Annotated in this window: 11 protein-coding genes and 2 pseudogenes; 5 read left to right on the top strand and 8 right to left on the bottom strand. The window is 73.0% G+C overall.

The annotated features are described in order from the left end of the window. Positions 1 to 9: 9 nt before the first annotated feature. Together ACEXOX_RS42970 and ACEXOX_RS42965 are read left to right on the top strand one after the other, a co-directional pair. The gene (locus tag ACEXOX_RS42970; protein WP_406526667.1) at positions 10 to 1,017 is read left to right on the top strand and encodes a DUF5914 domain-containing protein; all 1,008 of its coding nucleotides are present in this window, start codon (positions 10 to 12) and stop codon (positions 1,015 to 1,017) included. 124 nt (positions 1,018 to 1,141) lie between these two features. Further along, positions 1,142 to 1,702 carry a cysteine hydrolase family protein gene (locus ACEXOX_RS42965; protein WP_406526034.1) on the top strand — a complete coding sequence of 187 codons (561 nt, stop codon included), beginning with the start codon at positions 1,142 to 1,144 and terminating at the stop codon, positions 1,700 to 1,702. A gap of 32 nt (positions 1,703 to 1,734) precedes the next feature. Here the strand turns inward: ACEXOX_RS42965 and ACEXOX_RS42960 are convergent, their stop codons facing one another. Together ACEXOX_RS42960 and ACEXOX_RS42955 are read right to left on the bottom strand one after the other, a co-directional pair. Beyond that, the gene (locus ACEXOX_RS42960) at positions 1,735 to 2,064 is read right to left on the bottom strand and encodes a branched-chain amino acid transporter permease (RefSeq protein ID WP_406526033.1); all 330 of its coding nucleotides are present in this window, start codon (positions 2,062 to 2,064) and stop codon (positions 1,735 to 1,737) included. Then, positions 2,057 to 2,689, bottom strand: coding sequence for an AzlC family ABC transporter permease (locus ACEXOX_RS42955; protein WP_406526666.1), 633 nt, complete (start codon positions 2,687 to 2,689; stop codon positions 2,057 to 2,059). The genes ACEXOX_RS42960 and ACEXOX_RS42955 overlap by 8 nt, the downstream gene beginning before the upstream one ends. Before the next feature lie 178 nt (positions 2,690 to 2,867). On the opposite strand from ACEXOX_RS42955, the gene ACEXOX_RS42950 reads away from it, so the two are divergent. Then, positions 2,868 to 3,326: an Lrp/AsnC family transcriptional regulator gene (locus ACEXOX_RS42950; protein ID WP_406526032.1), complete on the top strand. Its 459-nt coding sequence runs from the start codon at positions 2,868 to 2,870 to the stop codon at positions 3,324 to 3,326. A 13-nt stretch (positions 3,327 to 3,339) separates the two neighbouring features. On the opposite strand, the pseudogene ACEXOX_RS42945 reads toward ACEXOX_RS42950, so the two are convergent. From ACEXOX_RS42945 to ligD, 4 genes and pseudogenes are all read right to left on the bottom strand, one after another. Beyond that, positions 3,340 to 4,946: pseudogene (locus ACEXOX_RS42945) on the bottom strand (FAD-dependent oxidoreductase). Beyond that, a pseudogene (locus tag ACEXOX_RS42940) lies at positions 4,927 to 6,232 on the bottom strand (lycopene cyclase family protein). The pseudogenes ACEXOX_RS42945 and ACEXOX_RS42940 overlap by 20 nt, the downstream one beginning before the upstream one ends. Positions 6,233 to 6,788: 556 nt before the next feature. Then, a complete protein-coding gene (gene snpA, locus ACEXOX_RS42935) occupies positions 6,789 to 7,454 on the bottom strand; it encodes a snapalysin (protein ID WP_406526031.1) in 666 nt (221 codons plus the stop codon). A 274-nt stretch (positions 7,455 to 7,728) separates the two neighbouring features. Then, a complete protein-coding gene (ligD, locus tag ACEXOX_RS42930; RefSeq protein ID WP_406526030.1) occupies positions 7,729 to 8,616 on the bottom strand; it encodes a non-homologous end-joining DNA ligase in 888 nt (295 codons plus the stop codon). A 41-nt stretch (positions 8,617 to 8,657) separates the two neighbouring features. On the opposite strand from ligD, the gene ACEXOX_RS42925 reads away from it, so the two are divergent. Together ACEXOX_RS42925 and ACEXOX_RS42920 are read left to right on the top strand one after the other, a co-directional pair. Continuing rightward, the gene (locus tag ACEXOX_RS42925) at positions 8,658 to 9,773 is read left to right on the top strand and encodes a Ku protein (protein WP_406526029.1); all 1,116 of its coding nucleotides are present in this window, start codon (positions 8,658 to 8,660) and stop codon (positions 9,771 to 9,773) included. A 66-nt stretch (positions 9,774 to 9,839) separates the two neighbouring features. Next, a complete protein-coding gene (locus tag ACEXOX_RS42920; RefSeq protein ID WP_030021554.1) occupies positions 9,840 to 10,217 on the top strand; it encodes an RNA-binding S4 domain-containing protein in 378 nt (125 codons plus the stop codon). Between the two features lie 72 nt (positions 10,218 to 10,289). Here the strand turns inward: ACEXOX_RS42920 and ACEXOX_RS42915 are convergent, their stop codons facing one another. Together ACEXOX_RS42915 and ACEXOX_RS42910 are read right to left on the bottom strand one after the other, a co-directional pair. Next, the gene (locus tag ACEXOX_RS42915; RefSeq protein ID WP_406526028.1) at positions 10,290 to 10,703 is read right to left on the bottom strand and encodes a YchJ family protein; all 414 of its coding nucleotides are present in this window, start codon (positions 10,701 to 10,703) and stop codon (positions 10,290 to 10,292) included. An 83-nt stretch (positions 10,704 to 10,786) separates the two neighbouring features. After that, positions 10,787 to 11,755 (bottom strand): SGNH/GDSL hydrolase family protein, encoded by a 969-nt coding sequence (locus ACEXOX_RS42910; RefSeq protein ID WP_406526027.1) that lies wholly within the window; start codon positions 11,753 to 11,755, stop codon positions 10,787 to 10,789. Positions 11,756 to 11,777: the final 22 nt, after the last annotated feature.

Genomic DNA, 11,777 nt, shown 5'->3' with positions numbered 1-11,777 from the left:
GGAAGCACCGTGGACGCTCCCCGCCGCCCCGCTGGGCGCGGCCGCTTCCCGCTGAGCCTGCGCCGGCGGCCCGTCGCGTGGGAACGCCAGCGGCCCACCTGGCGCGATGCCGCACCCAGCGTGATCGCAGGTGCGCTGGAACGTGCCAGGTCCCGGCCGTCCGGCAACTGGTATGCCGTGGGCGCCTCCCGAGACGTCGGCCGGGACCGGCCGCTGGGCCGGACCGTCGCCGGGGCAGAGGTGGTGCTGTGGCGCGCCGCCGACGGGCGGCTGCGCGGCGGTCCCGGCGCCTGCCCGCATCTGGGCGCGCCCTTGAAGGACAGTCCGGTGCGCTGCGGCACCCTCGTCTGCCACTGGCACGGACTCGCCCTGGACGGCGGCCCCTTCGCCGGGTGGGAGCCGCATCCGGTGTACGACGACGGTGTGCTGGTCTGGGTGCGCCTGGACCGGGTGGGCGGCGAAGAGCCGCTGGCGCGGCCCCGTGTCCCCGTACGCCCGGCGGTGGCCGATGCCGTCGCGGCCGTCTACACCGGCATCGGACGCTGTGAGCCGGACGACGTGGTCGCCAACCGGCTCGACCCGTGGCACGGCGCCTGGTTCCACCCGTACTCCTTCGTCGATCTGACCGTGGCGGACGGCCCGGCGGGCCCGCAGGACGCGTTCACGGTGGACGTCTCCTTCAAGGTCGCCGGGCGGCTGGTCGTCCCGGTCCGCGCGGAGTTCACCGCGCCCGGGCCGCGCACCGTGGTCATGCGCATCACCGAGGGCGAGGGCGTGGGATCGGTCGTGGAGACCCACGCCACCCCGCTCGGTACGGACGCCTCCGGCCGCCCGCGCACCGCCGTCGTGGAAGCGGTCGTCGCCGCCTCCGCCCGCCCGGGGTTCGCGGTGGCCCGCGCGGCTGCTCCCCTGCTGCGTCCGCTGATGCGGGCGACGGCGGGGCGCTTGTGGCGCGACGACATGGCGTACGCGGAACGGCGGTGGGAGCTGCGCAGTTCGGGGCGCTTTCCCGGTTGAGGAGGCGGCACAGGGAATCTCATGGGAGGCCGTGCAGGGGGCCGCATAGGATGCGACGCCAGTACCCCGCCGGCCCGTCCCGACACCGGATCGACGCCGGACCGACTTCGTTCCCGGAGACGACATGAGCAGCGCACTTCTTGTGATGGACGTCCAACGGGCCATCGTGGACATCGCCGATGACGGCTCCGGATACCTGCCGCGCCTGCGCAGGGCGATCGACGGCGCCCGGGCGGCGGAGATTCCCGTGATCTACGTGGTCATCGCGCTGCGCCCCGGGTTCCCCGAAGTCGGCACCCGGAACCGGCCGTTGGCCGCCATCGCGCAGGCCGGCCTCTTCGTGGAAGGCGCACCCGGCACCGAGATCCACCCCGACGTGGCGCCCCGGCAGGGCGATGTGGTGGTCACCAAGAGGCGGGCGAGCGCGTTCTCGGGCAGCGACCTCGACGTGGTGCTGAGGGCCCGCGGCATCGACCGTCTCGTACTGACCGGCATCGCCACCAGCGCCGTGGTGCTGTCCACCCTGTGCCAGGCGAACGACCTGGACTTCGGCCTCACCGTCCTGCCCGACGCCTGCCTGGACACCGACCCGGAGCTGCACCGGGTCCTCGTCGAGCGGCTGTTCCCGCAGTGGGCCGACGTCGTCACCGTAGACGACTGGGTCAAGGCCGTCGCCCCTCGTTAGCGGGAGGCCGGCCCGGTGCCGGACACCGGCCTTCAGCTCGCGAAGACAGTGCTGGCCAGGACGACATGGACGGTGGTGCCGCCAATGATGCTCAGCAAGGCGTTGCGGCGCCACAGATGCAGTCCGACGGTGACGGCCAGTGCCACCAGGGGCGCGAAGGCGTGTGCCTGGGTCAGCGGCAGGTCGCGCAGGCAGTAGACGAGCAGGATCACCATGATGCCGGACGGCATGGTGGCGCTGAGGTACTGGAGTGTCTTGCTGGCGCGCAGGGAGGCCAGGACGGTGAAGGGCGCGGCGCGCAGGGACCAGTTGACGGCGGCCGAGACCGCGGCGGCCAGCAGCAGGTAGCGGGTGTCAGGCATGTGAAGGCCTCTTGCGGGTGGCGAGGTGACGGACCAGGAGCGCGGCGGTGAACAGGGCGAAGGCCACGGGCAGCAACTGGCCGGGGAGGACGGCCCGGGCGACCAGCGCGCTGAGCAGTGCGAGGACAGGGGTGGGCAGGTCGCCGCGGCGTTCGGCGACGGCGTCCAGGGCCAGGACGGCGAACAGGGCGGTCATGGCGAAGTCCAGGCCGGTGACGCGGTCGGGTATCAGGGAGCCGAGCAGGGCGCCGACGGTGGCACCGCCGACCCAGTAGACCTGGAGGATCGCCTGGAGCGACAGGACGCGCGCGCCGGACCACGACCGGGCCTGCCCGCCGGTGGTCATGGCGTAGGCCTCGTCGGTCAGAGCGAAGGTGCTGTACGCCTTGCCGAAGCGTCCGCGCACTCGGTGCAGGGGGAAGGACAGTGCGTAGAAGACATGCCGGGCGTTGACCATGAAGCCGGTCAGGGCGATCGTGGCCAGCGGCGCGGCCGCGACGGTCAGGCCCACCAGCAGGAACTCGAAGGACCCGGCGTAGACGACGGCGGCGAACAGCGGCGCGCACCACCGGGGCAGGCCGGCGTGGGTGATGACGACCCCGAGGGCGAGGCCGAGCGGCAGCAGGCCCAGCCCGACGGAGGCGGAGTCCTTGAGGGCCGCGAGGGCTTCGGTCCGCCGCCGGACCGGGGGTGTGGGGGCAGGGCGAAGGGGTCGCTCACCGCGACCGGAAGCATGGGCACAGGGAAATCCTAGAAAGATTTCCGCCTTATTTGGTTTCCGATTGTTCGCTTATGGTGTCGCCATGAGCAACGAAACCTCCCTCGATGCCGTGGACCGCGATATTTTGTTTCACCTTAGCCAGGACGGCCGGCTGACCAACGTGGAACTGGCCAAGCGGGTCGGCCTGACCCCGCCACCGTGCCTGCGCCGCCTCAAGCGGCTGGAGGAGAACGGCGTGATCACCGGCTACCGCGCCGTCGTCAATCCCGAAGCCGTCGGCCGCGGCCTGGAGGTCATGGTCGACGTCGAGGTGTCGGCCAACGACCTGAAGACCATCGGCATACTGGAGGAGACGCTCTCCTCGTACGAGGAAGTCGTCGAGTTCCGCCGGATGTTCGGCCGCCCCGACTACTTCCTGCGCGTCGCCGTCGCCGACCACGACGCCTACAGCGCCTTCCTCACCTCCAAGCTCACCGGTCTGCCCGGAATCCTGCGCGTGGAGTCCCACCTGACCATGCAGAAGATCAAGACCGACTCCTGACCGCGCGCGTGCCTCAGGTGCCGAGCAGCCGCGCCAGCCCGCGCAGCACCGCCGACCGGCCGCGGTCCGGGACCGTCCACAGGGTCTGGCCGCGCACGCCCCACCGCTCCAGCAGGGTGTTGGCGGCGAGGAAGCCGGTGGTGGCCGCGCTTTCCATCAGGGCCACCGGCAGGCCGGTGCGGACGAGGTCGCCGGCGACCGTCACGGCCGGGTCGGGGGTACGTACGGTGGGGCGGTCGTGGAAGCCGCCCACCGGGAACAGAGGGCAGTCCGCGCGCCACTCGTGCCGGGCGTCGACGATCTTCGCCTCGCCCGTCTCCGGGTAGACGCGCTGGAGTTGGCCGATCAGCCGGTCCTGTTGCGCCTGCCGGGCGGTGTCCGTGCCGAGCGCGTACGCGTGCAGTTCCACCACCGAGCCGCCGTTACGGGAGGCCCACTGGGCCGCTTCCCTTCCCAGCGCTCCAGCACGCTGACGTTGTCGAGCGGGCCGAAGCCGCTGGTGCCGAGGAAACCCGGCCGGTCCGGGGTCACCGGCCGGTCGAGCCAGAGGCGGGAGACGAGGAACGGCGGTGCGGTGCGCAGCCGCAGCATCCGGTCGCGCCATTCCGGGTCGCCCAGCCCCGGTGAGGCGGCGACCACGCGGCGCAGCCCGGTCACGTCGAGGGCGAGCACGACCGCGTCGTGGCGCGCCGCGCCGTGGCCGCCCCGTACGGTCACACCCGCGCCGTGCCCCGGGGCGGGCTCCACGGACTCCACCGCGCAGCCGGTCCGGAAGGTGACACCGTGCCCGGTCAGGTAACGTCCCAGAGGTTCCCAGAGTGCCTGCGGGAACGGCTCGCCGGGGACGTCGAACAGCAGCCCTTCGCTGGAGCCGAGGAAGTAGATGTGGAACATCAGGGCCATCTCGGCGGCCGACAGTTCCCCGGGGTCGGCGAAGAAACTGCGGGAGAACACCTCGAACGCCAGGTGGTGCGCGGCCTCGGGAAAGCGGATGCGGTCCAGCAGTCGGCGCGCGCTGACGCCGTCCAGGCGCTCGTACACGTCGGGGGTGCGTACGTCGAGCAGCGGCAGGGCGGCGCGCGGGTTCATCCGGACCATCTCGCGCAGGGTGAACGTCGGGCTGAGCGCGGCGAAACCGAGGGCGCTCCACGGCGGCGTGCGCGGGACGTGGGCGAAGCTGTCCTGGAGGCCGTTGCTGTGGCGCAGCGGGTAGTCGGGCAGCCCGGTGAGCGCGGCCAGCGCCGGGTCGGCGCGTCGCAGCAGGCCGCGCAGGTTGTAGTACTGGCGGAAGAAGGCGTGGAAGCCGCGGGTCATGGTCGCGCCGGAGCCGTCGGCGAGCCGGATGCGCCGTCCCGCGAGCCGGCCGCCGAGCCCCGGTTCCCGCTCGTACAGCGTGACCCGGACGCCCCGTTCGGCGAGTCCGGTGGCCGCGGCCAGTCCGGCGATGCCGCCGCCGAGCACCGCGACGTGCGGCGCCTCGCCGGTGACCCTGGCCCGGCCCGGCGATGGCGGCACGACACGGGCGCGCCGGTCCCGGCCCCGGCGCGGGGCGGTGGGGGTGCGCCGGTCGGCGGCCGGGAGCGTGGCCGGGAGGGCGGCTTCACGCGGGAGGGTCGTCATCGGACGGTCCGTTCCTGTTCGGGGCCGGGGCGGTGGTCGAGGGGGTGGTCGGGGCGACGGCCGGTGCGGTCGTCGGCACTCCGCTCTCCGTACGGAGCGGGCGTACGTACGGACGACGGCGCAGCCCCGGCAGCTCGGCCACGGTGCGCAGCATGGGCAGGACGGGGGTGTGGAGGCCGATCGACAGGTCCTCGCGCAGCCGGGTGCCGCCGTCCAGGAAGCGCAGCAGCCGTTCCATCGGTACGCCGCGGAACAGCCCGGTGAAGAAGTCGGCGCCGTCGATGCGTCCGCTGTCGAGGGCGCGCAGCAGGACGGCGTCCATCAGCCGGGAGCGCGCGGTGTGCGGGGGCGGCGGGGCCGGGGAGCGGCCCTGGTGGAGGGCGGCGGCGATGGCCCGGGTCTGGCGCTGGACGGCGGCGAAGGTGTAGCCGGTCGACGGACGGGTGGCGCCGCCCGCGGCGCCGATCCGGAAGACGCCGGGCCCGGCGCCGCGGGGGAAGCGCGCGTCGGTCATCGGGATGACGCCCTGTTCGGAGGCGGTGACCCGGTACGGGCCGAGCGGGCGGACCTCGGTGAGGTAGTGGCGCAGCGCGCGGTGGTAGGCGGCCTCGTCGAGCGGGGCGGCGGAGAACTCGGTGTACTCGACCAGCGCTTCGTGCGGGCCGAGCGGGAGGACGTAGCCGAAGGAGAGCCCGTGGTCCGGCTGCGGGGTGCGGAAGTCCATCAGGTCGGCGGTCGCGGGGTCGAACTCGGGCCGCTCGGTGCGGACGAACCAGCCGTGGAAGTGCTGGAGCAGGGTGGTGCGGGCGGGCGGCAGGGCGGGCAGTGGCCGGGAGTCGAACACCCAGCGGGCCCGCAGCCGTACGGGGGCGCCCTCCGGCGTCGTACCGCGGACCTCGGCGCCGCCCGGCAGCGTGCGCACGTCGTCCACGACGGCCGTCACCCGGCGTGCGGAGGGGTGGCCGCGAGCCGGTCACCGACCAGTTCCCCGAACGCGCCGGAGCGCAGCATCTTGTACCGCAGCGGTGCCGGGCGCCCGGTCAGCGGGGAGCCGTCGGCCCCGTGGACGCGGAGCCGGTCCCAGGAGGCCGCGAGGACGCCGTCGTACTCGCCGTCCGGCCCTTCCCAGTAGCACCAGGTGCGTTCGGGGGCCTGAGCGGTCCCGGCGGCGCGTCCACGACGGTCACCTGGGGGCAGCGGGCGCCGGGCGGCGGGGCGCAGAGCCGGTGGGCGAGGGAGAGTCCGGCGGCGCCACCGCCCACGACGGCCACCTCCGTGTCGTACACGCCGACTCCCTCCCGTACCGCCCGGCACCGGACCGACGGGTCCGCCACGTCTGCGTGTGCCCGCCCGGCCGGGTTCCACCGGTCCCGGGGCCGCCTTCCGGGCCGTCGGCTCCGTACCGGGACGTATCGCCATGATCCTTACCACGCCGGCCGGGCGGCGGCCGGTCCGTGACACGCGCGGCGGCGGGGTCCGGGGCATCCGTACGAAAACGGAGAAAGCCCCGGCCAGACGGGGGAGCTGGCCGGGGCGGTCCGGAACGGGCGGGGACACCGGCATCGCCGACGAGTCGGCGATGGGGCCCGCACAGCCCGTGATCAATTGAACGATAAACCATTGATGGCCTCTACACCAAACCAGATCGATGTGACGCATATCGCTCCCCGTCGGTCACACCCGGCGTGCACGGGCGCCCGCACTCCCCCGTGCCCGTACGCCTGCCCCGCCTGCCTGCGTACCCGCGCCGCGTGCCCGCACGCGCGTACGCATGCGACTGCCGCGCGGCAGGGGCCGGTCCCCACCGCGCGGCAGTCGTCAGCAGATCAGGAGATCAGCAGGTCAGGAGACCGGGGCGAGCTGCGCCACCAGGCCGTTGCGCCACAGGGCGTTCACCCGGGCGCGCTCCTGCGCGTTCGGGTTGGTGTTCTGGCAGGAGGGGCCGGGGCCGCCGCCCGACATCAGCTCGCTGCACGGGCCCGAGTAGTGGTCGGGCAGGCCGAGGACGTGACCCGTCTCGTGAGCCACCACGCGGGTGGAGTTGTACTGCTGGTTCTGCCGGTAGTCGAGGAAGATGTAGCCCCGACCGTGGCCGTCGGTGCTCGCGTAGGAGCCGCGGGCATCGTTGCCCTCGCGGTACGAGAAGTCGCCCCTGGAGCCTTCCTGGAGCTTCACGTTGGTCACCGAGCTGTTCCAGATCTGCGTGCTGCGCGCTATCTGGCTGCGGAAGGTGGGGGCACTGCTCGCGTTGTACGTGACGGTGACCGCCTTGACGCCGGGCGTCGCCGCGCGCTTGGCGGCGGCGGCCTTCATGACGGCCTGGAAGAACGCCTTGTTGGCCGTGGCTTCCTCGGCCGAGCCGGTGTACTTGGCTATGGAGGCCGGGGTGGAGACGCTCGCGCCGGCGGGGGCGGCCGGCGCGGAGGCGGCGGTGGCGGGGACGGTACCGAGGGAGGCGGCCAGACCGAGGCCGAGCACGGCGGTGAGGACCGTACGGGTGGGTCTCATGGGGGAACCTCGTCATCCGTGGGAGGGATTTGGTACCCGGATTGTGAAGGAATCAAGGTCCGCTGCGGATGACAGCTTTTGGTGATAGGGCCGTGACATCGCCCCGGACGTCCGGGAGCCCAGCCCTCCGCAACTCCCTTGTCACGCGAGGTTCATGACGCGGCGAAGGTCCCGTTCACACCGTTGGCACGGGAACGTGGCACCTGCCCGCGTCATCACCGGCTACGTCGAATGACGTATTCCGTACGCGTTCGACGGGGTGCGGGCCCGGACGTCAGCCGGGCAGCGGGCGCGCCCGGTTGAGGTTGAGCAGGGGCGCGAGCAGGTCGCCGTGGCGCTCGCGGCGCTCGGCGACGGCTTCGAAGAGGAACGTGAGCTGCTCCGGGTCCGTACAGGTCTCGATCTCGTCCCAGGTCACGGGGGCGGAGACGGTCGGCAGCTCACGGGCGCGCACCGTGTAGGGGGCGGCGGTGGTCTTGGAGGCCGAGTTCTGCGAGAAGTCGATGAAGACCTTCCCCGGCCGCAGGGCCTTGGTCATCCGGTGCACGACATGGCCGGGCAGGGTCCGCTCGGCCTCGACGGCGATCGCCTTGGCGTACGCCGTGACGTCGTCCGAGGGCGTCGGCTCGATCGGTACGAGGATGTGCAGGCCCTTCGAGCCGCTGGTCTTCGCGTAGACGTTGAGGCCGTCGGCCGCCAGGCGCTCGCGCAGCCACCGGGCCACCCCGCAGCACTCCACGATCGTGGCCGGCTCCCCCGGGTCGAGGTCGAACACGAGGCGGTCGGCGATGCGGGGTGCCGCGGCGGTCCACTGCGGGGTGTGCAGCTCCACGACGAGGTTGGCGGCCCACATCAGGGTCGGTACGTCGCGGACCAGCACCTGCTGCCGGGACTTCGCCGTACTGCCGGGCACCTCGGTGGTCTTCACCCATGCGGGCGTCCCGGGCGGCACGTTCTTGGTGAAGAACTGCTGGCCGTCGGGCCCGTCGGGATACCGCAGGAAGGAGACGGGCCGGTCGTGGACGTGGGCGAGGAGGGCGCCCGCGGTGGTGGCGTAGTAGTGCAGCAGCTCGCCCTTGGTGGTGCCGGTCCGCGGATACAGGACCTTGTCCAGGTTGGTGAGCGACAGCCGCCGCCCCTCCACGACGGTGATTGGCGACATACGATGACCATCCCATACAAATGCCACGGCAAGGATGAGACATGCGATCTGTTTGGAACGGGTCTATCTCCTTCGGGCTGGTCAGCATCCCCGTGAAGACCTACAGCGCGACCGAGCGCACCGCCTCCGTCTCGTTCGTCCGCATCCACGAGAAGGACGGTGGCCGGATCCACTACCGCAAGGTGTGCGAGCTGGACGGCGAGGAGGTACCCAACGAGGAGGTCGGCAAGGGCTACCAAGCCGCGGACGACACGATCGTGCCGATCACCGACGAAGACCTGGCCAAGCTGCCGCTGCCGACCACCAAGACCCTGACCATCCTGGCCTTCGTCGGCGCGGACGAGATCGACCCGCTCCAGCTGGACAAGTCCTACTTCCTGGGGCCCAACGGCGTCGCCGCCGCCAAGCCGTACGCCCTGCTGCGGGACGCGCTGGAGCACCAGGAGAAGGTCGCGATCGGCAAGGTCGCCATGCACGGGCGGGAGACGCTGGCCATGCTCCGGTCGCACGACGGGGCGATCGCCATGCACACCCTGCTCTGGCCGGACCAGGTCCGCTCGGCGCGCACCGTCGCCCCGACCGACAAGGTCGAGATCCGGGAGAACGAGCTGACCCTCGCCGAGACCCTGATGGACTCGCTCGGCGACCTGGACGAGTCCGAGCTGCACGACGACTACCGGGAGGCCGTCGAAGAGCTGGTCTCCGCGAAGCTGGAGGGCGGTGAGCCGACCGCGCCCCGGGCCGCGCCCGGCGCCGGCGGCAAGGTCATCGACCTGATGGCCGCGCTGGAGAACAGCGTCCGCGCGGCGCGCGAGTCGCGCGGGGAGGGCGGCGAGAGCGGGGACGGCGGGGGCGGTGCGGAGCAGGACGAGGAGTCGGCGTCGGTCACACCGATCGGGAGCCGCAAGACGGCGAAGAAGACCGGGGCGAAGGCCACGTCCAGCGGTGGCGCCAAGAAGACGGCAGCGGCCCGTAAGACGTCCGGGGCCGCCGCCAAGAAGACCGCTTCGGGCAAGGCGTCGGGCGGTTCCGGCGCGAAGAAGACGGCGGGGAGCGGCAGCTCGGGCGGCAAGAAGACCGCGGCGAAGACGTCCACGGCCAAGTCCGCCGCGAAGAAGAGCACCGCCAAGCGGAGCGGGAAGAAGGCGTCGGCCTGAGACACCCCGTGCGGGCGGTTTCGACAGGGGCCCTCGGGCGGCCCCCGGTGGCCTTAAAGTCGGTGCATGGCTTCAGACGAGGGAACGGTGCGCGTCGACAGCTGGATCTGGTCCGTCCGGCTGACCAAGACGCGCTCGGCGGCCGCGACGGCCTGCCGCGGCGGGCATGTGCGGGTCAACGGGGAGCGGGCGAAGGCCGCCCAGGCGGTGCGGCCGGGCGACGAGGTCCGGCTGCGGCACGCCGGACGCGAGCGCGTCGTGGTGGTTTCGCGCCTGGTGCGCAAGCGGGTGGGCGCCGCGGTCGCCGCGGAGTGCTTCGTCGACAACAGTCCTCCGCCGCCGCCCCGTGAGGAGATCGCCGCGGTCGGCCACCGCGACCGCGGCGCCGGACGGCCCACCAAGCGCGACCGGCGCGAGCTGGAGCAACTGCGCGGCGGCCGCTGAGCCCGGGAGGGACAGGTGCGCCGCCGGGCGGTGGTACGGGGCTCGGCGTTCCCGTACCACCGCCCGGCGTGCTCACAGCTCGCTCAGGTACACCCAGGCGCCCGCGTCCCGCACGAAGCGGCTGTTCTCCTCCTGCACACCGGGCTCCCCGTGCAGCGTGTAGTGCGCCCGGAACTGGACGGTGCCTTCGCTGTGGAAGGCGCTGCCGCCCGTCGTGGTGACGATCTCCAGGCGCGTCCACCGCTGCTTCGGCTCGAAGTCCAGGTCCGCCGGGCGGGTCGCGGGGTGCCAGGTACGCAGCAGGTACGGTGCGTCGCCGGCCGCGAAGGCGCTGTAGCGCGAGCGCATCAGCCGCTCGGCGGTGGGGGCTGCTGCCTGCCCCTGGTGGAAGCGGGCGCAGCACTCTCCGTAGGACGCCTGGAGGCCGCAGGGGCAGGGGGCGGAGGGGTCGATCGCCGTTCGTCGGCGTGCGTGGTTTTTGGACACTCCCAGATTGTGACCGTTCCGGGAGACCGTACGGCCGGTGCCCCCTGGGTCGCCCCGCACCGTCCCTCCTGTGCATCTCCCTGTCAGTCGGCCGCGCTCCGCAGCCAGCCGTCGACCGTGGCCGTCACGGCACGGGCGAAGCGGTCGATACCCGGCGACCGTACGGGGCACGGGCGGGGTGTGGTGGTCGTCGGGGCCAGGCAGAAGTGCAGGGCGTCGTCGGTGCGGTGCAGGTCGGTGGTGCCGCCGCCGGGGGCCGGGTGGGTGCAGTACGCGGGGTGCGCGCGCTCGTAGGCGTCGCAGGGCAGCTGGCGGGTCCACCGGTAGCGGTCGCCTGCCGGGCTGAGCGTGCGGCCCGCGTCCGCGTACAGGTCGCCGGACGCGGCGGCCCGGCCCGCGTAGACGGCGTTCACCCTGCGGACGCGGTCCGGGTGGAAGGCGTCGGGCGCCTGGGAGGCCCAGACGATCTTCGGGCGGGCGAGGCCGACGGCCCGGGCGGCCGCGGTGATCTCCTCGGTCAGTGCCCGCGCGTCCGCTTCGTACCGGTCGTAGTAACCCGCCGTGCCGTAGGTGGCGCCCGCCATGCAGGGCGTGTAGCCCCAGGCGTTCCCCCAGAACTGGAGGATCACGACGCGCGGGCGCACCGTCCGTACCAGCGCGGCCGCCTTGTCGCGGGCGGGGACCAGCGACTTTCCCCGCCAGGCCGTCAGGTAGTCGCACAGTGTCGTGCCGGAGTGCGGCGCGCTGTGCAGCGTCACCCGGCCGGTCGCGCGGAGCCGTTCCGCGAGCGCCGTCTGGCTCTCCATGGCCAGCGAGTCGCCGAGGTAGATCGCGGGAACGGCACGGGCTGAGTGTCCGGGGTCCGCGCTCTCCGTCGCCCCCTCCGGCGGTGGCGCGGAGTCGCTGCCGCCGGGCGCGGAAGCGGTCGCGGCCGGGCGCGGGCCGGTGGGGGTGTCCGTGGGGTCGGAGGCGAAGACGACGCTCCAGCCGAGGGCGCCGACCAAGGCCAGGGCCAGCACACCGAGCAGCGGTACCACCCAGCGCTGGGTCATCGGGCCGCCCCTGGTCGCGCGT

It is taken from the genome of Streptomyces sp. Ac-502 (assembly GCF_045222935.1).
GTDB classification, from domain to species: Bacteria; Actinomycetota; Actinomycetes; order Streptomycetales; family Streptomycetaceae; genus Streptomyces; species Streptomyces monomycini.
This window is presented reverse-complemented; position numbering and strand designations above follow the sequence as displayed.